Source organism: Pseudomonas jilinensis, assembly GCF_003586265.1.
Taxonomy (GTDB): Bacteria; Pseudomonadota; Gammaproteobacteria; order Pseudomonadales; family Pseudomonadaceae; genus Halopseudomonas; species Halopseudomonas phragmitis.
Genome location: NZ_QJSA01000001.1, coordinates 56,825 through 75,634 on the forward strand (window position 1 = coordinate 56,825; position 18,810 = coordinate 75,634).

18 protein-coding genes are annotated in these 18,810 nt (G+C 60.8%); 8 read left to right on the forward strand and 10 right to left on the reverse strand.

The features are described from left to right. Positions 1–12: 12 nt before the first annotated feature. Complete coding sequence (locus tag C2846_RS00270; RefSeq protein WP_119700412.1) at positions 13–1,017, reverse strand: GlxA family transcriptional regulator; 1,005 nt, start codon at positions 1,015–1,017, stop codon at positions 13–15. Between the two features lie 135 nt (positions 1,018–1,152). After that, a complete protein-coding gene (locus tag C2846_RS00275; protein ID WP_119700413.1) occupies positions 1,153–2,193 on the reverse strand; it encodes an NADP(H)-dependent aldo-keto reductase in 1,041 nt (346 codons plus the stop codon). 283 nt (positions 2,194–2,476) lie between these two features. Here C2846_RS00275 and rplM point away from each other — a divergent pair, with 283 nt between their 5' ends. From rplM to C2846_RS00310, 7 genes are all read left to right on the forward strand, one after another. Then, on the forward strand, positions 2,477–2,905 hold the full coding sequence (rplM, locus tag C2846_RS00280; RefSeq protein WP_080049580.1) for a 50S ribosomal protein L13: 429 nt from the start codon (positions 2,477–2,479) through the stop codon (positions 2,903–2,905). A gap of 12 nt (positions 2,906–2,917) precedes the next feature. Beyond that, positions 2,918–3,310 (forward strand): 30S ribosomal protein S9, encoded by a 393-nt coding sequence (rpsI, locus tag C2846_RS00285; RefSeq protein ID WP_080049581.1) that lies wholly within the window; start codon positions 2,918–2,920, stop codon positions 3,308–3,310. Between the two features lie 261 nt (positions 3,311–3,571). Continuing rightward, a complete protein-coding gene (gene petA, locus C2846_RS00290; protein ID WP_080049582.1) occupies positions 3,572–4,165 on the forward strand; it encodes a ubiquinol-cytochrome c reductase iron-sulfur subunit in 594 nt (197 codons plus the stop codon). After that, positions 4,165–5,388 carry a cytochrome b gene (locus C2846_RS00295; protein WP_080049583.1) on the forward strand — a complete coding sequence of 408 codons (1,224 nt, stop codon included), beginning with the start codon at positions 4,165–4,167 and terminating at the stop codon, positions 5,386–5,388. Before petA ends, C2846_RS00295 begins: the two co-directional genes overlap by 1 nt. Beyond that, positions 5,388–6,170, forward strand: coding sequence for a cytochrome c1 (locus C2846_RS00300; protein ID WP_119700414.1), 783 nt, complete (start codon positions 5,388–5,390; stop codon positions 6,168–6,170). Before C2846_RS00295 ends, C2846_RS00300 begins: the two co-directional genes overlap by 1 nt. Positions 6,171–6,333: 163 nt before the next feature. Further along, entirely contained in the window at positions 6,334–6,966 is a 633-nt protein-coding gene (locus C2846_RS00305; RefSeq protein ID WP_080049585.1) for a glutathione S-transferase N-terminal domain-containing protein, read from the forward strand. 34 nt (positions 6,967–7,000) lie between these two features. Beyond that, positions 7,001–7,393 (forward strand): ClpXP protease specificity-enhancing factor, encoded by a 393-nt coding sequence (locus C2846_RS00310; RefSeq protein ID WP_080051668.1) that lies wholly within the window; start codon positions 7,001–7,003, stop codon positions 7,391–7,393. Between the two features lie 56 nt (positions 7,394–7,449). Here C2846_RS00310 and C2846_RS00315 read toward each other — a convergent pair whose 3' ends face one another. Genes C2846_RS00315 through C2846_RS00330 form a run of 4 tightly spaced genes read right to left on the reverse strand, consistent with a single transcriptional unit; the run spans position 7,450 to position 10,816 of the window. Further along, positions 7,450–8,019: a BON domain-containing protein gene (locus C2846_RS00315; RefSeq protein WP_080049586.1), complete on the reverse strand. Its 570-nt coding sequence runs from the start codon at positions 8,017–8,019 to the stop codon at positions 7,450–7,452. Beyond that, a complete protein-coding gene (locus C2846_RS00320; RefSeq protein WP_080049587.1) occupies positions 8,016–8,609 on the reverse strand; it encodes a phosphoheptose isomerase in 594 nt (197 codons plus the stop codon). Before C2846_RS00320 ends, C2846_RS00315 begins: the two co-directional genes overlap by 4 nt. 12 nt (positions 8,610–8,621) lie before the next feature. After that, positions 8,622–8,996, reverse strand: a complete 375-nt coding sequence (locus C2846_RS00325; RefSeq protein ID WP_080049588.1) for a YraN family protein — start codon at positions 8,994–8,996, stop codon at positions 8,622–8,624. Beyond that, a complete protein-coding gene (locus C2846_RS00330) occupies positions 8,993–10,816 on the reverse strand; it encodes a penicillin-binding protein activator (protein WP_231705582.1) in 1,824 nt (607 codons plus the stop codon). Before C2846_RS00330 ends, C2846_RS00325 begins: the two co-directional genes overlap by 4 nt. Positions 10,817–10,971: 155 nt before the next feature. Here C2846_RS00330 and rsmI point away from each other — a divergent pair, with 155 nt between their 5' ends. Continuing rightward, positions 10,972–11,823: a 16S rRNA (cytidine(1402)-2'-O)-methyltransferase gene (gene rsmI / locus C2846_RS00335; RefSeq protein WP_119700415.1), complete on the forward strand. Its 852-nt coding sequence runs from the start codon at positions 10,972–10,974 to the stop codon at positions 11,821–11,823. 39 nt (positions 11,824–11,862) lie between these two features. Here rsmI and atzF read toward each other — a convergent pair whose 3' ends face one another. From atzF to C2846_RS00355, 4 genes are all read right to left on the reverse strand, one after another. After that, complete coding sequence (gene atzF / locus C2846_RS00340) at positions 11,863–13,665, reverse strand: allophanate hydrolase (protein WP_119700416.1); 1,803 nt, start codon at positions 13,663–13,665, stop codon at positions 11,863–11,865. Further along, positions 13,662–17,267, reverse strand: a complete 3,606-nt coding sequence (gene uca, locus C2846_RS00345; RefSeq protein ID WP_119700417.1) for an urea carboxylase — start codon at positions 17,265–17,267, stop codon at positions 13,662–13,664. The genes atzF and uca overlap by 4 nt, the downstream gene beginning before the upstream one ends. A gap of 166 nt (positions 17,268–17,433) precedes the next feature. Further along, positions 17,434–18,069 (reverse strand): urea amidolyase associated protein UAAP2, encoded by a 636-nt coding sequence (locus C2846_RS00350; protein ID WP_080049592.1) that lies wholly within the window; start codon positions 18,067–18,069, stop codon positions 17,434–17,436. 12 nt (positions 18,070–18,081) lie between these two features. Next, entirely contained in the window at positions 18,082–18,810 is a 729-nt protein-coding gene (locus C2846_RS00355) for an urea amidolyase associated protein UAAP1 (RefSeq protein ID WP_119700418.1), read from the reverse strand.

Consider the following 18,810-nt stretch of genomic DNA (forward strand, 5'->3'; position numbering starts at 1 on the left):
GATCTGCCAAATTCAGCCAGTGTTCTGCTGGAACTGGCGGCGGAACTGGTTGGGTGACAGGCCGGTGTGTTGACGGAACAGTCGGGCAAAGAAGCTGGCGTCATCGTAGCCGATGTCATAACTGATGGTCTTTATGCTGCGCCGGGTAGTACTGAGCAGGTTCTTCGCGGTTTCTATGCGTAGCCGCTGCAGGTAGTGCAGCGGTTTATCGCCGGTGGCACTCTGGAAGCGGCGCATGAAGTTGCGAATGCTCATGCCGTGCTGGCTGGCCACATCTTCAAAGCGAAACTTCTCCGAAAAATGTTCTTCCAGCCAATGCTGGATCTGCAGGATGGCGACGTCCTGGTGCAGCTTCTGGCCGCCAAAACCGATCATCCCCGGAGTGTAGCTGCGCTGGACCTCGTACAGGGTGTCGCGGGCTACCGCCTGGGCGACCTGGCTGCCGCAGAAGTGCTCAATCAGGTGGATATGCAGGTCGCAGGCCGAAGTCACGCCAGCGGCGCAGAAAATCCGGTCGGCGTCGGTGATGTGCTTGTCGCGGTTGAGCAGCACCTGAGGGAAGCGTCGGCTGAACTCGTCAAACAAGCGCCAGTAGGTGGTGGCTTCGCGATCATCCAGCAAGCCGGCGGCGGCAATCCAGAACACTCCACTGGCCTCGGCGCTGATCAGGGCGCCACGGGCGTGTTCACGCCGCAGCCAGGCCGGTACCCCGGGATAGCGTTCAAGCAACTGATCGAAGTCGCCCCAGAAGGCCGGTAGCACGATCAATTGTGGATGCAGGGCATCGATGGTTGCTTCGATCGCGAGTCGGTCCTGGCTGAAGCTGGTGACAGGCTGGTCGTCAGCGGCGACGATTGAGGTGCGAAATCCGGGGGTTAGTCCGAGGCCACGTTGACGACCGTCACGCAGGCTGGCCATGTGAAAGAAATCTTTGGCCTGCATCAGGGTTGAGGCAATAACCCCATCGGTGGCGAGAATGGCAACCTGGCGAAGGGATGTGGGTGAGGTTGTGAGCATGGCGGAGCCTGTTATTGTCGGTCTGTTCGGCCATGTTATGACTAAAGCATCTTGTTCGGTGGCGCAAGTGTCCTGTTTGGCGGATAAGTCATGCGAATGTCGCTACCCGGCCGGCAGGGCCGGCCGGGTAGATAGTCAGGGTGCGGGGTTGGGCTGGTTGCGGTGGATCGCGGCGATGCTTTCCAGCACCTTGTCGGTCAGCCCCATGTTGATGCTGGTCAGGTTGCGGTTGAGTTGGTCCATGTTGGTGGCGCCGATGATGTTGCTGGTCACGAACGGCTGGCGAGTGACGAAGGCCAAAGCCATCTGGGCCGGGTCCATGCCATGTTCGCGGGCCAGTTGTACGTAGCGGGCACAGGCTTTCTGGGCTTCGGGGTTGGTATAGCGGGCGAAGCGCTCAAACAACGTCAGGCGGGCTTTTTCCGGGCGCAGGCCGTTGAGGTACTTGCCGGTCAGGGTGCCGAACGCCAGCGGCGAGTAGGCTAGCAGGCCGACTTTCTCGCGGATCGAGATTTCTGCCAGACCGACTTCATAGCTGCGGTTGAGCAGGTTGTAGGGGTTCTGCACCGACACGATGCGCGGCCAGCCACGACTTTCGGCCAGTTGCAGGAAGCGACTGACGCCCCAGGGTGTTTCGTTGGACAGGCCGATGTGGCGAATTTTGCCTGCCTTGATCTGTTCGTCGAGCACTTCCAGGGTGTCTTCGATCGGAGTGAACTGCTCGTCCGCGCTGTGTTCGTAGCCGAGCTTGCCGAAAAAGTTGGTGTTGCGGTCCGGCCAGTGCAGTTGATACAGATCGATATAGTCGGTTTGCAGGCGGCGCAGGCTGGCGTCCAGAGCGTTGGTGATGTGTTCGCGGGTAAAGCGGGTGAGGCCGTCGCGGATGTGGGGGAGCCAGTCGCCAGGACCTGCCACCTTGCTGGCAATTACCCATTTGTCACGTTGACCGTGCTGCTTGAAGTAGTTGCCGATGATGGTTTCGGTGGCGCCATAGGTTTCGCCGCGCGGCGGGACTGGGTACATCTCGGCGGTATCGATGAAGTTGACCCCGGCATCGCGGGCCCGGTCGATCTGGGCAAAGGCCTCCTTCTCAGTATTCTGTTCGCCCCAGGTCATGGTGCCCAGGCAGAGGGCGCTGACCTTGAGCGGGCTACGGCCCAGCGGGCGGTATTGCATGGTGATCTCCTTGGGTTGTGATGCGGCACCTCATTATTGACCACGCGCGGGGCCAATGTTCAATGGCTGCTTAAATAAAGGTTGTAATTTTTTTCGCCATTGGCATAATGCCGGTCCACTTTCGACAGGATGCCTAGCCTGTCGTTGTTGTTACAGCACAGATGCCACCCAGACCCACAGAGCCCCCACCTGAGTGTCTGTCTAGGCTTTGTTGGCTTGTAAAAACACATTTCATTCTGTAAGATTCGCCCTCTTATTTAGTGGGCCTCTGAGGCTAGGATTAATGAAAACCTTCAGCGCCAAACCGGAAACCGTAAAACGCGATTGGTATGTCGTAGATGCCGCGGGTCTGACCCTGGGTCGTCTGGCTACCGAAGTTGCTTCCCGTCTGCGTGGCAAGCACAAGCCCGAATACACCCCGCATGTCGATACCGGTGATTACATCGTCATCGTCAATGCCGAGAAAATTCAGGTAACCGGTGCCAAGGCACAAGACAAGATCTACTACAGCCACTCCGGTTTCCCGGGCGGCATTAAGTCGATCAACTTCGAAAAGCTGATCCAGCGCGCTCCTGAGCGCGTGATCGAGACCGCCGTCAAGGGCATGCTGCCGAAGAACCCTCTGGGTCGTGCCATGTACCGCAAGCTGAAAGTGTATGCCGGTGCTGCTCACCCGCATGCTGCCCAGCAACCCCAAGAACTGAAGATCTAACAGGAGCTCACTATGTCGGCGACTCAAAACTACGGTACTGGCCGTCGTAAAACCGCCACCGCTCGCGTGTTCCTGCGTCCGGGTACTGGCAACATCTCTATCAACAATCGTTCGCTGGAGAATTTCTTCGGTCGCGAAACCGCCCGCATGGTGGTTCGTCAGCCGCTTGAGCTGACCCAGAGCACCGAGAAGTTCGATGTCTACGTTACCGTCAAGGGCGGTGGTATCTCCGGTCAGGCCGGTGCCATCCGTCACGGCATCACTCGTGCCCTGATGGAATACGACGAGACTCTGCGTGGCGAACTGCGCAAGGCTGGTTACGTAACTCGCGATGCTCGTGAAGTTGAGCGTAAGAAAGTCGGTCTGCGCAAGGCGCGTAAGCGTCCGCAGTACTCTAAGCGTTAAGTCGAAAGGCGAATCGCTCAGCGCCCGGTTTCCGTATGGACTCCGGGCGTTTTTGTATCTGCGACAACCTGTCGCGCTCCTTCCTTTGGGCTGAAAGTCGCGTCGGGCGTGGCTTGCGCCTTTCCTTGAAACCTCTCGCGGGATGACTATCGCCTTGTCAAAAAAGGGGTTTTTCATTACCATCTGATTCATTTTGTGCAAGCTGTTTAATACTTGAAAAGGCCTTGGAAAAGGCCTGTTTAGCTGATGGGAGACGACTGGATGAGTAATGACGGCGTGAATAATGGCCGGCGTCGCTTCCTGGTAGCAGCCACGAGTGTCGTGGGTGCTGCCGGAGCCGTAGGGGCTGCAGTGCCCTTCGTGGGATCTTGGTTCCCAAGCGCCAGAGCCAAGGCAGCAGGGGCGCCGGTACGGGTGAATATCAGCAAGCTGGAGGCCGGGCAGCAACTTGTTGCCGAGTGGCGCGGTCAGCCGGTATTCGTATCCCGCCGTACCGAAGAGGCCCTGCGTCTGCTTGAGGAGATGGATAGCGTGGTCGCCGACCCGGATTCCAAGTCATCTGATCAGCCGGATTACGTGGATCCACGTACTCGGGCGATCAAGCCGGAAGTTCTGGTGGTGATCGGTATCTGTACTCACTTGGGTTGCTCGCCGCTGTTCCGTCCGGAAGTAGCTTCTGCCGATATGGGCGCAGACTGGAAGGGTGGTTACTTCTGCCCGTGTCACGGTTCCCACTACGATATGTCGGGTCGAGTCTGGCGTGCCCAGCCGGCGCCGCTGAACCTGCCGGTGCCCCCGCATCACTACGAAACTGATGATGTCATCGTCATTGGTCTGGATCCGGAGACTGCCTGATGAGCAAACTGATGAACTGGGTCAATGAGCGCATGGCCGTCACCAAGGTGATGGAAGACCATCTGACCAAATACTATGCGCCCAAGAACTTCAACTTCTTCTACTTTTTCGGCTCTCTGGCCATGCTGGTGCTGGTCAATCAGATCGTTACCGGTATCTGGCTGACCATGAGCTACGAGCCTTCTGCTGAAGGCGCTTTCGCTTCGATCGAATACATCATGCGTGATGTCGAGTACGGCTGGCTGCTGCGCTATCTGCACTCCACCGGCGCCTCGATGTTCTTTGTCGTGGTTTACCTGCACATGCTGCGTGGCCTGATGTACGGCTCCTACCAGAAGCCGCGCGAGCTGGTCTGGCTGTTCGGTATGCTGATCTATCTGATCCTGATGGCCGAGGCTTTCATGGGCTACCTGCTGCCCTGGGGTCAGATGTCCTACTGGGGTGCTCAGGTAATTATCTCGCTGTTCGGTGCCATTCCGTTCATTGGTCCGGATCTGGCCCAGTGGGTACGTGGTGACTACCTGATCTCCGGGATTACCCTGAACCGCTTCTTTGCCCTGCATGTGATCGCGCTGCCGATCGTGCTGCTGGGTCTGGTGGTGCTGCATATCATCGCGCTGCACGAAGTGGGTTCCAACAACCCGGATGGTATCGACATCAAGAAGCTGAAGGACGAGAACGGCAAGCCGCTGGACGGCATCGCCTTCCACCCTTACTACACCGTCAAGGATATTGTCGGCGTGGTGGTGTTCCTGTTCGTGTTCTGCACCATCGTGTTCTTCTTCCCGGAAATGGGTGGTTTCTTCCTCGAGCATCCGAACTTTGAAGTGGCCAACCCGCTGAAGACGCCTGACCATATCGCCCCGGTCTGGTACTTCACACCGTTCTACGCGATTCTGCGTGCGGTTCCGGCCATCGCTGGCTCGGCCTTCCCGGGTGTGCTGGCGATGGGTGCTGCGATTGCCGTGCTGTTCGTATTGCCCTGGCTGGACCGTAGTCCGGTGCGCTCGATCCGCTACAAAGGCTGGATGAGCAAGCTGTGGCTGGTGATCTTCTGCGTCTGCTTCGTGATCCTTGGCGTGCTGGGTGCCATCCCGGCGACTCCAGGTCGTACGCTGCTGTCGCAGGTCTGCACCGTTCTGTATTTCGCCTTCTTCATCCTGATGCCGTTCTACACCCGGATGGAGAAGACCAAACCGGTTCCGGAGAGGGTTACTGGCTAATGAAAAAGCAACTGATTGCTCTGTGTTTTGCGCTGTTGCCCTGCGTGGCTCTGGCGGCGCCCAGCAACTACCCGCTGGAAAAGGCTAATATCGATCTGCGTGACAAGGCTGCTCTGCAGGATGGTGCGCGCACTTTCGTCAACTACTGCATGGGCTGCCACTCCGCTCAGTTCCAGCGTTATGAGCGCGTAGCCAACGATCTGGGGATTCCGGATGAGCTGATGCTGGAGAACCTGGTGTTCACCGAGGGCACGCTTATCGGTGACCACATGAAGATCGGCATGCGTCCTCAGGACTCCAAGGTTTGGTTTGGTGGTGCGCCGCCGGATCTGACCATGGTTGCCCGGGTGCGTGGCAACGACTGGCTGTATACCTACCTGAAGACCTTCTACGAGGATCCTTCGCGTCCGTTCGGTGCCAACAACATGCTGTTCCCGAACGTGGGTATGCCCAATGTGCTGATGGAGCTGCAAGGTCGTCAGGTGATTGGCTGCAAGGCCATGCCGGTGATGGATGGCAATACCCCCAAGCGTGATCCGCTGACCGGTGAAACCATCAAGGACGAGCAGTGTGATGTGCTGACTGTGCTGCCGGACACTGGCACCCAGACCGAGGCCGAGTTCGATACCACTGTGCGTAACCTGGTTGCGTTCCTGGCTTATTCGGCTGACCCGATCAAGCTGGAGCGTCACCGCATCGGTGTGTACGTGCTGCTGTATCTGGCCTTCCTGTTCGTCTTTGCCTTCCTGCTCAAGCGCGAGTACTGGAAAGACGTTCACTGATCCTAGTTCTGCGGATCAAAACAGCGCGCCCTTTGGGGCGCGTTGTTGTTTCTGGGGTATACTACGCACTTTGTTCTCAGGCAGTTGTCGGTTGTGGCTGATGCCAGTCATTCGACCGTGCAACCTGTGTTACCGCAATCCGCGAGAGGATGAGGGTTGATTTATGGGCGTTACCACCGCCAGCAAGCGTTCCTCCATGGCTTTCTTTTCTGACCCCCGTGACCATTACTGTCATCGTGTGCGCATCGTCCTGGCTGAAAAGGGCGTGACAGTCGATGTGGTCAATGTCGAGCCAGGCAATCCGCCGCAGGAACTGGTGGAAACCAACCCCTACAGCAGCGTGCCGACCCTGCTTGATCGTGATCTGGTGCTCTATGAGCCGAATATCATGATGGAGTACCTGGATGAGCGCTTCCCGCATCCGCCGCTGCTGCCGGTCTATCCGGTGGCCCGGGCCAATAGCCGTTTGCTGATGTACCGGGTGCAGCGCGACTGGTGCTCGCTGGTTGATGTGATCGGCAACCCGAAAAGTTCCGAGGCCGCCGTTACCAAGGCGCGCAAGGAGCTGCGTGAGAGTCTGATCGGTGTGGCGCCGGTATTCGCTGAGATGCCGTTCTTCATGAGTGATGAGTTCAGTCTGGTCGACTGCTGTATTGCTCCCATCCTCTGGCGCTTGCCGCTATTCGGGATTGAGCTGCCCAAGCAGGCCAAGCCGCTGCTCGACTATATGGATCGTATCTTTGCCCGTGAAGGCTTTATCGCCAGCCTGTCAGCGGCGGAAAAGGATATGCAGTAAACGCTTTAACCGTTCGGAGTACCGCATGGCCGTAATGAGTCCAAGCCGCCCTTATCTGATCCGTGCGTTGTACGAGTGGATTTTGGATAACAACTGCACGCCGTACCTGCTGGTCAATGCCGGATTTCCCGGGACCCGGGTGCCGGAGGGCTTTGTCGAGGATGACCAGATCGTCCTGAATCTGTCCCCCAGTGCTATCCGTCAGCTCGAAATGGATAATGACGCGATCAGCTTTGATGGGCGTTTTGGTGGCGTGGCGCAGCAGGTCTGGATTCCTGCCCTGGCGGTGATGGCTATCTATGCTCGGGAGAATGGTCAGGGGATGGTGTTCGAGATCGATCCGGTCAGCCCGCCGCCAGCCGATGACCCGGCCCCGGACGGCGACAACAAGCCGAGTGGTCGGCCATCGTTGAAGGTGGTCAAGTAAAACTAAGGGAAGTGTGGTGGCTGGACCTGATCATCCAGCCACCAGTTTCAGGCCATTCAGTCGATATATTCGAACAACTTAACAATCCTCTGCACGCCGCCCACCTGCTGTACAGTCTGCACGGCCAGATCGGCTTCGCTGCGACGCAGCAATCCCTGCAGATAAACCACGCCAGCTTCCGTCGTAACCTTGATTCGGCGTCCGGGGATGCTGCTGTCGGCCAGCAGTCGGGTTTTGGCATTGGTGGTGATCACGGTGTCGTGATTGCGCGCCAGCAGCGGCAGGTTCTCACCCACGGTCAGCTCGTTATGCACCACCTTGACGCGTTGAACTTCACGCGCGGCGTTTTCTGCCAGCGTCTTTAGCTCGGCGCGCGGTACCTGGCCGGCCAGCAGGACTACGCCGTTGTAACTGGAGACGATGATGCGGGCTTCACGCTCGATATCGATGTGCGCTTTGGCGACATTGACTCTGGCCTTGGTTTCGATCAGTTGGTCATCGATCCGGCTACCGAAGGTGCGTGTACCGTAGTTGTCTTCGATCGGGGCATCGCGGGTTGCGGTCAGTACCGAACTGCAGCCGGCGCTGAGCAGCGCCGCCAATACGAGACTGGTAAGTCTGATCATTCCTCACTCCCGAACAATTGCCGATCAATCAGGTCGCACAGGCAGTGGATGGCCAGCAGATGAACTTCCTGGATACGTGCGGTAGAGCGAGCCGGTACCCGGATTTCGACATCCTCGGGGAGCAGCAGGGGAGCCATGGCGCCGCCGTCTCGGCCGGTCAGGGCGACCACCAGCATGTCGCGGTCGTGGGCTGCCTGAATAGCCTGAATCACGTTGCCGGAGTTGCCGCTGGTGGAGATCGCCAGCAGTACATCGCCCGGTTGACCGAGTGCGCGGATCTGCTTGGAAAAGATCTCGTCGTAGCTGTAGTCGTTGGCGATAGAAGTGATGGTCGAGCTGTCGGTAGTCAGGGCGATAGCCGGCAGGCTGGGGCGTTCGCGCTCGAAGCGATTGAGCAGCTCGGACGAGAAGTGCTGAGCGTCACCGGCTGAGCCGCCGTTGCCGCAGGTCAGTATCTTGCCTTCGCTGAGCAGGCTGTTGACCATCACCTGGCTGGCCTGTTCGATACTGGGCCCGAGCACTTCCATGGCGCGGGTCTTGGTTTCAATGCTGTCGGTAAAAAGCTGCCTGATACGGTGTTGCATATCCATGGATAGGACTCGCTAGCAAGTGAATGCTTCTCGGATCCAGCGATAAGCGTCTGGGTCCTCAGGGTTGCCATCAGCGGCAACGACATCGAAGCGACAGGGATGGTTTGCCAGGTGCGGGTGGGTCAGGAGGTAGTGCTGGGCGGCTATCTGGACACGTTTCTGTTTGCGCCAGTCCACCGTTTCCGCTGCGCTTCCCCACTGGCTCTTTCGCCGGTAACGCACTTCGACAAATACTACTGTATCCCTGTCACGCATGACCAGATCGAGTTCGCCTTGCTTGCAGCGGTAATTGCGTGCCAGCAGGCGCAATCCGGCCTTGAGCAGCAGGCGTTCGGCCTGGCGTTCAGCCAGATTGCCGAGCAACTGCTTGCTGGTCAATTGACTCATGGGGCGGGAATAAGTTCGGGAGCCGGTTGCAGTTGGCCATTGCTGATCAGGCCCCAGTGCAGCTCACGTTGAATCCGGCCGTTGTCCCCCAGGCTCAGGGTACCGGTTGCGCCCTCGATACGGGTGCCCGGGAACTGCTGCAGTTGCCGCAGCCGGCTGAAAATGCGCTGGGCGTCGATCCCCATGGCGTACAGCCGACCCATGGCACCGCCGGCTTGCGGCCAGCTTTGACTGACGGCCTGGTACAAGCTGTCCGAGCGCTCCAGCAGCCAGGGGATTTCGGCTATGTACAGGCCGTCCAGGTCGGCATTTTGCAGGTTGTCGCCAACCTGATAGGCATGAGAAGTGGCGTATACCGGCAAATCGCCGGCGTACTGGAAGGCCAGAGTCGGCTTGATTTGTCGGGCCTGTAATGGGTTAGCCGCCAGGAACAGCGCATCGATATCCTGGCGTGGGGTCGGCTGAACCACAATGCCTTGGCCAAGCAACTGCTGAATGCGGTTGCCGCGTTGCTCGCTCTGGCGAATCTGCAACAAGTCGCCAATCTGCTGAGCCATGCTGGCGGGTTGGTCAATCACTTCCCTGCCAACCAGGACCCCACCGAGGCTTTCCCAGGTTTCGCGGAAGGCCTGAAAGGCGCGCTGTCCCCAGTCGGTCTGGGCGGTCAGGGCAGCCATGCTGCGATGGCCGTCGGCCCAGGCCCGGTGAGCAGCGGAGCGGGCTTCATCCTCGGGGGCCAGGCCGAACTGGTACAGCGGCTGTTCCGAGACTCGCCGCTGCTCGCTGTAGTTCAAGGCCAGGGTCGGCAGGGGCAGTTCGCCGAGGTTGGCCAGACGGCCGACCTGATCGCGCTCTAGTGGGCCGATGACCCACTGCACACCATCCTGTTGGGCCTGAGCATAGAACTGCTGGAGGTTGCTGTAGGCAGTACTGTCATACAGGCTGACCTGAGGCTGCTCAAGTCCCTGGCTGTGAGCCTGATACTGGGCTGCTAGAAAGCCATCACGCAGGGCCTGTGCGGCGCTGGCCAGTGGTCCCTGGAATGGCAGCAGCAGAGCAATGTGCTGCGGGCGGCTGGCGTGCAGCTGGAATAGCTGCATCAGCGAGTCGGGCAGCGGATTGGCTGCCGGGTGATCGGCATTGGCTTCCTGCCACTGGCGCAAGGCGCGTACCTGCAGATCGAGGTTGCCGTGCTGGCGTTCGATCAGCGCCAGACTTAGCCAGCCCTCCAGGCCGCCAGCGCTCTGATCACGGGCCTGCTGGAGTTGTGGTGTGGACAACTGGCCAAGACTGTCCCAGATCGCCAATCGGTTGCTGGTCTGGCGTTCACTGGGCAGCAGTCCGTCGATGAAAATCCGCTCCTTGGCAGCGTCCAGATGCTGGCCGGCGGCATCGAAGATATCGGCCCGCAACTGCTGGATGTCCAGTTGATCTTCGACCGGCAGGATGTCGAGTTGGCCGATCGAGGGGTGGCGTATTGCTCGCAGAGCCTGCGGCACCTGATCCAGAGCCAGGGCGCTTTGGGCTTGTAGTTGACTGAAGACGATCTGTTGGTCGGTTGGCAGGTCGCTCTGTGGAATGTCGCGCAGAATGCTTTGGACTCGCTCGGGCTGACCGCCGATCCAGGCGGCCCGGGCCGCGTGCAGGCGCAGCAGGTTGGCTTCAGCGCCGGAACGGCGGTTGGCGTCCTGCAGAATCTGGTCGACACTGGCCTGCGGGGTACGTGGCAGGTCGGATAGCTCGCGCGGGGCTGTCGAGCAGCCGCTGATCAGCGCAGCGAGGGTCAAGGCAACGAACGGCAGGCGAAGCATGCGGGGCATCGGACAGTATCCTTACGCGATGGGCGCCCACGTGGCACCCTGGGGCGGACTCATCCGGCATTGTAACCAAGGGGGTAGGCAATCTCCACAGCGTCGGCGGAATAGGATCACGTCCTGTACAATATCGGGCAACTACGCTTGCAACAGGATTTGTCATGTCCAGCCCGGTCGGTACCCTTTATGTCGTTGCCACGCCGATAGGCAATTTGCAGGATCTGACGCCGCGGGCGCTTGATGTCCTGCGTTCGGTCAGTCTGATCGCCGCCGAAGACACCCGTCACAGTGCCCGGCTATTGCAGCATTTTGGCATCAACACCCCGACCACTGCCTGTCACGATCACAACGAGCGTGACAAGAGTGTGCGGCTGGTTGAGCGGTTGCTGGCCGGTGATGACCTGGCCCTGATTTCCGATGCCGGTACTCCGCTGATTTCCGATCCGGGTTTCCATCTGGTGCGCCAGGCCCGCGAGGCCGGGGTACGGGTCTGCCCAGTGCCAGGCGCCTGTGCGCTGATTGCGGCACTGAGTGCGGCAGGATTGCCATCCGACCGTTTTGCCTTCGAGGGCTTTTTGCCGGCCAAGACCCAGGGCCGGCGTCAGCGCTTGCAGGCGCTGGCCGGTGAGTCGCGGACCTGGATGGTCTACGAGGCCCCGCACCGCCTGCTTGAGTGTCTGCAGGACATGCTTGAGGTGCTGGGCGGCGAGCGTCAGGTGGTTTTGGCCCGGGAGTTGACCAAAACCTTCGAGACCATCAAGGGGGCGCCTCTTGCTGAACTGGTCGACTGGGTGGCTGGTGATAGCGATCAGCAGCGTGGCGAGTGCGTGCTGGTAGTGGAGGGTGCGCCGATGCGTGATGATGCCGAAGCGCTCGACCCGGCGGTGGAGCGCACTCTGGAGGTTCTGCTGGAAGAATTGCCTGTCAAACAGGCCGCCGCCCTGGCGGCCAAGCTGACTGGAGTGAAGAAGAACCGTTTGTATCAACTGGCGCTGAGCAAGAGCGGGAACTAAACATGCAGGCTCTCAGGTCCTTGCTGGTGGTCCGGCTGCTTAGCGGCTCGCCAGCCAGGCTTTCCAGCCACCAAACTCGGTAATGTCGGTGGCGCCTTCTAGGCCGTAGGGGTCGCAGATAAAGCCGGTTTCCCAGCGCCCATCAGCCAATTGCACTTTGCCCAGCCCCAGCGGCGCCGGAATACCGGTAAGGAAAGAGCCCAGTTCGCGGCTCGGCAATTCCCAGACTTCGACCTGAATCGCCTGACCTCCTTCGGCCACCCGCAGCATGCCCGGACGCATCGGTGGGCCGCCGGCCAGGGCATAGAGCTTGTAATCGGCTGAGCTTGCAGTAGCCTCCAGCAACCGGCCGCCGCGTTGACGCAATTGCCAGTTCAGCGGCAGGCCATCCAGGTGCGCGCCGCAGACTACTACCCGGGCCATGTCGTTGCGGGCTGGTGTGGCCGGCAGGCTGCTGCTCAGCGGTTGCTCGCCGACCAGCGGCAATCCGCTGTATTGCTGTAGTGCGGCGCCCAGGCTGAGCAGGTACTGATCGGTGAAGGCGCGACCGAACAGGGTGACGCCCCACGGCAGGCCGTTGGCCATGAAGCCGCTCGGCACGGCAACGGCAGCGTAATCGAGCAGGTTCATGAAGTTGGTGTAATAGCCCAGGTCGCTGTTGCGCGCGACCGGCTCGGCCTCCAGTTCGGCCAGGGTCACCGGGCGTGGGATGGTCGGGGTCAGGACACAATCCATATCAGCCAGCAACTGATCGCAGAGGGTCTTGTAGCCCTGCAGCCGGTACTGGTATTCGAAGGCATCCTGGGCGCTGAACTGTGGCGCCTTGTCCAGCACCGCACGAATCACTGGCAGTACCGCTTCGGGATCGCGCTCGATCAGCTCGCCGGCGACGCTGTAGCGTTCGGCGACCCAGGGCCCCTCGTAAAGTAGTTTGGCGGCCTGCATAAAGGGATCAAGATCGATTTCCACCGGCGTACCGCCGATGGCCTTGAGCTGCTCGATAGCGGCAGCGAATAACCCGGGGCTTTCCGGGCACCCAAGAAATTCAGGTGTTTTTGGTACCCCGAAGCGGAATGGGCGTGGGCTGCCGAAGGCGTCAGCGGCATTCCACAGCGGGTTGGCCCGGCTGTAATCGTCGCTGGGGTCGCGCTTGGCGGTCAGGGCCAGCAGTTTCGAGCACTCGGCTGCACTGGCGGCGAAATAGGTGATGCAGTCCAGCGTTCGACAGGCCGGTACCAGACCGCTGGCCGACAACAGGCCCCGGGTTTGCTTGAGTCCGACCAGATTGTTCAGCGCCGCCGGCACCCGGCCGGAACCGGCGGTATCGGTGCCCAGGGCAAAACTGCACAGACCCAGGGCCACGCTCAGGGCTGAACCTGAACTAGAACCACCCGATGGGTATTGCGGATGGGTGGCATTGTGGCAGGCGCCGTAGGGCGAGCGAGTGCCGTTCAACCCGGTAGCGAACTGGTCGAGATTGGTCTTGCCCAACGGCACGGCACCCAGCTCGATCAGTTGCTGTACCAGGGTTGCCGAGCAATTCGGAGTATAGGAAAAAGCCGGACAGGCAGCAGTGGTTGGAATGCCGGCCAGGTCAATGTTGTCCTTTATGGCGAACGGCACGCCGAACAGCGGCAATTGCTCCGGGCTCTTGCCATCCAGCGCAGCCAGATAGGGCTCCAGTTCGGTCTCGCTGAGCAGGTGGATGAACAGCGGATTATCGCTGTTGAGCGTGGCGGCGCGTTGGCGCAGTTCAACAAGCAGTTGGCGAGGGGTGAATGCGCCTTCCTTGTAGGCGGCCTGCAGTGCGTCGAGACGCAGATCGTGGTCAAAGCGTGTCATGCGGCGTGTTCCTCCAGAACGATCACCCGCTGTCCGGCACGTACCGGAGAGCCTGGTTGGACATGGACTGATGCGACCACCCCGGCACAGGGGGCGGTCAGGGGGATTTCCATTTTCATGGATTCGAGTACCACCAGCACGTCGCCGGCCTGGACTTGGGCACCTGGGGTGACCTGAACCTGCCAGAGATTGCCGGCGATGTGACTGTCGATGCTGTACTGACCGGCTTCGAGCGGCTGCTCCTCAGTGGGTTCACCTGCGAGTTCTTCGCTCTGATAGTCGGCCTGGCCGTTGGCGATCCAGCGCTGGCGCTCGGCATCGAAGGCGGCCTGCTGGCGACTGCGGGCGGCAGCGATACTGTCGGCCTCGGTCGCGAGAAACTGCTGGTAGTCGGCCAGTGCCAGCTCGCTGTGTTCGATATGCAGCGGATAGCGCCCGAGTGGAAAGTCGCGGCGAATCTGTTGCAGTTCGTCAGCCGATACCGGATAGAAGCGGATCTGATCAAAGAACCGCAGCAGCCAGGGCTTGCCATCGTAGGCGGCAACCTCGCGGTAGCGGTTCCACATCTGCAGGGTACGCCCGACGAACTGGTAGCCACCGGGGCCTTCCATGCCGTAGATGCACATGTAGGCGCCACCGATACCCACCGAGTTTTCCGCCGTCCAGGTGCGTGCCGGGTTGTACTTGGTGGTCACCAGGCGGTGGCGGGGGTCCAGTGGGGTGGCCACCGGGGCGCCGAGATAAACGTCGCCCAGACCCATGACCAGGTAGCTGGCGTCAAACACGGTGCGCTGAACGGCCGTCAGATCCGGCAGATCGTTGATCCGGCGGATGAACTCCAGGTTGCTCGGGCACCAGGGGGCATCCTTGCGCACGGTGGTCATGTACTTTTCGATCGCCAACTGGCAGGCCGGGTCATCCCAGGACAGGGGCAGGTGCACTACCCGTGAAGGAACGCGCAGGTCTTCGGCACTGCAGACGGCTTGCCAGAGACGCTCGACGGTGGCGAGCAAGTGATCAAGGGCGAGGGTTTCCGGCTGGTAGTGTACTTGCAGAGAACGGATACCCGGGGTCAGATCGATCACACCGGCCAGTTGCTCGGCCTCCATCGCCTGCATCAAGGCATGGCCGCGGAAGCGCAGTACCAGATCCAGTTCCGGCGGGCCGATCTCCAGCAACAGATGGGTATCGCCGGACAGCCGTGCGACCAGCCGGGTATCGGCTTTGCCCATGTCCAGTATGATCGGTGATGCCAGCGCAACGCCTTCGCTTTGGCTCGGGCAGCAGGGCTGTAGGGTGTTGATTTCGTCCTGCTGTAAGCGGGCCAGTTCCCGTGCGGTAGCGAGGTTGACCGGGGTGAAGCGGATCTTGTCGCCGGCCTTGAGCTGGCCGAGTTGCCACAGGTCCGCCTCGATAATGGTTACCGGGCACACAAAGCCACCCAGACTGGGACCGTCCGGGCCAAGAATCACCGGCATGTCGCCGGTAAAGTCAACGGCGCCGACGGCGTAGGGGTTGTCATGGATGTTTGATGGATGCAGGCCCGCCTCGCCGCCATCCTCGCGCGCCCATTCCGGTTTTGGCCCGATCAGGCGCACCCCGGTGCGGCTGGAGTTGAAATGCACCTCCCACTCGGTGGTAAAGAAGCGTTCGATGTAATCGGCGGTGAAATACTCGGGTGCGCCATGCGGACCATAGATCACTCGCAGTTCGCGGACCTCGGCCAGCGACGTGTGTAGGGCGGCTGGCAGGCTGGCTGGTGTGGCTGGTGCCAGCGGCAGCAGCCGCAGCACATCGCCTGCGCGCAGCGCCCGGCCGGCATGACCACCAAACTGACCGAGGGTGAAGGTGCTCTTGCTGCCGAGGTAATCCGGTACCTGAAGCCCTCCCTGAACCGCCAGATAGCTGCGCGCACCGGCACCTTCGATGGTTCCCAGGCTGAGGGTGCTGCCAGCGGGTATATCGAGCACCTGATTCATGGGTTGGGTCGCCCCGTCCAGCTTCACCGGCAGGCTGGCGCCACTGACGACCACCTGGGTGGCGCTGTTGAAGCTCAGGGTCGGGCCGCTCATGGTGATTTCCAGGCCGGCGGCGTCGGTGGCGTTGCCCAACAGGCGGTTGGCCAGCGCCAGCGCCCGACTGTCCATGGGCCCGGAGGGCGGTACGCCGACTGCCCAGTAGCCGAGTCGGCCGGGCAAGTCCTGTACGGTGGTTTGGGTGCCAGGAATCAGCACTTCACAGGTTGTGGCCTGATAGGTCAGGTTTTCCAGGCAGCGGGTCCAGGGCTCTCCACTGGCAAAGGGGGCGTCATTGAGAATCTGGCGCAAATAGCCCAAGTTGGTTTCCACCCCGTAGAGCCGGGTCTCGGCCAGCAGTTGATCCAGAGCGGCACTGGCCGTTGCACGGTCGGGCTGCCAGCAGATCAGTTTGGCGATCATCGGATCGAAGTAGGGGGCAATTTCACAGCCGGCTTCCACCCAGGTATCGATGCGCACCGCTTGCCCGTCAGCCGGCGGAAACTCGACCTGGGTCAGCAGACCCGGGCTGGGTTGGAAGTCGCGCCCCGGGTCTTCAGCATACAGCCGCGCCTGGATGGCATGGCCACGTGGTTGCAGGGTCTTGCCCAGCTCGGCCAGCGGCGGCAGATCGCCTGCTGCCAGGCGGACCATCCATTCAACGATATCGACCCCCCAGACCTGCTCGGTGACGCCGTGCTCGACCTGCAGGCGGGTATTGACTTCAAGGAAGTAGAACTGCTCGGCGGCGCTGTCATAGACAAACTCGACGGTGCCGGCACTGCGGTATTTGATCGCACTGGCCAGCTGGATCGCGGCCTGACAGAGTGCATCGGCCATGCCGGCGGGCAGGTTGGGTGCCGGGGTTTCCTCGAGTACCTTCTGGTTGCGCCGCTGCACCGAGCAATCGCGCACGCCCAGCGCCAGGACCTCGCCCTGGCCATCGCCAAACACCTGGACTTCCAGGTGTCGTGCGCGCTGGATGTACTTCTCGATAAACACCCCGGCATCACTGAAGTTGTTCTGTCCGAGGCGTTTCACCGCATCGAAGGCGTCGCCCAGTTCGGCGGCATTGTGACAGACGCGCATGCCGATGCCGCCACCGCCGGCGGTACTTTTCAGCATCACCGGGTAACCCACCTGATCGGCCGCGCACAAGGCATCGGCCAGGCTGTCCAGCAGCTCGGTGCCATCAAGCATGGGCACGCCATGGGCCTTGGCCAGGGCGCGGGCGGTGTGCTTGAGGCCAAACACTCGCAGTTGTTCCGGCGTTGGCCCGACAAAGGCTATGCCGGCGGCTTCACAGGCTTCGGCAAAGGCGGCGTTTTCCGACAAAAAGCCGTAGCCCGGATGGATCGCCTGGGCACCGCTGGCGCGGGCGGCGGCGAGGATCTTGTCGACATCCAGGTAGGTGGCACTGGCCGCGCCCTCACCCAGGGCAATAGCCTGATCGGCCTGTTGTACATGCAGGCTGCCGGCATCGGCCTCGGCATACACGGCCACACCCTGCACCTCCAGCATTTTCAAGGTGCGCAGGATGCGGCAGGCAATGGCGCCACGGTTGGCAATCAGCAGGGTGTTGAACATGGTCTTTCCTCGACCGGGTCGTCCCGGAAAGCACGTCTGGTCCAGACGGGTCGTCCCGGCTGGGTGATCTTGTCATGGGCTATGGTTTGCCTGACCGTGTCATTGCGAGGAGCGCAGCAACGTGGCAATCCATGCAGGTTGGGGAAGTCGCTAGGCATAAGCCAGTTCAATCCCATACCAGGTACTGCGCCGGGGTCGGGTTGTAGCCGTTGCACGGGTTGTTCAACTGCGGGCAGTTGGAGATCAGGACGATGATGTCCATGTGGGCGACCAGTTCGACATACTTGCCGGCGGCTGAGATGCCGTCTTCAAAGGTCAGGCCGCCCTCCGGGGTGACCGGAACGTTCATGAAGAAGTTGATGTTGTGGCTGATGTCAGCCTTGCGCAGCCGGCCATCATGCAGCGCGGCGCGCAGGAAATTGTCGCGGCAGCTATGCATGTAGCGAGTGCTCAGGGCATAGCGCACGGTATTGCTTTCCTGCGCGCAGGCGCCGCCCAGGGTGTCATGCCGGCCGCAGGTGTCGGCGGTGATGGTCAGCATGGGGTGGCCCAGGTTGCTGTACAGCACACTGCCGGTGGTCAGGTAAACGCTGTTCTGCTTGCGCAGGGTGCGTTGCACGTCGTAACGCTCACGCGGGTTGCGGGCGCTGAAAAACAGCGTGTCCACCGCCTGATTGCCTTCCAGGTCCAGCAGACGCAGGGTCTGGCCGGCCTTGAGATCATGCAGGAAGGGTTCACCTGCGCCGATGGTAGCGCGGTACACGGCCTGTTCGGGCTGCTTGTCACTGTGGGTCAATGGCATGTTCGGCCCTCCTTACAGAAAGATGCGGTCGGTGTTGTGCAGTCCGCGCACGTTTTCTTCGCGGGTGCGGCGACACAGCACGGTGATGCCGTCATCGGCCGCCTGGTGCCAGCTCAACTGCACGGGTTTCGGAGCGTATACGGGGTTCGGGTCCATGGGGTGCTGCAGGGCGGTGAGCACCACCAGGGTATCCATCGGCGCATACAGTTCGATGTAATCGCCGCTCTGGCTGTTGCCGGCTTCAAAGGCAAAACGGCCTTCGGCATCCACGCTGACCTTGCTGAACAGGTTGAGGGTCATCAGCAGGTCCTGCAGTTGCATATCCCACTTGCCCAGTTCCACCAGCAGGTTGTCGAAGCCGTTGCGGAAAAAGCCGTTGCGCAGCTGTTGGTAGCTGCCGGCACCGTACTTTTCCGTGACTTCCTCGGCATTCAGCACGCCACCAAAGCTGTCGTGCCAGCCGCAGGTATCGCTGACGATGGCCGCCAGTACCTTGCCCATGTCCGAATACAGGCAGTGGCCAGCGGTAAGTTTGGCGGTGTGCTGGCATTTCAGGCTGTCCGGCAGGTTGAGGCGCTCGCTTTTCTCCTGGGCGTTGAACAGCAACAGACTGACATTGGCGTCGCCCTCAAGGTCGGTGATACGCAGCAACTGGCCACGCTTGAGTACGAATGAGGTATGGCCGCCGCCGGGGACGGTTTCCTGGTACAGGGTTGGGCGAAGGGGGGCAGGCAGAGTCAT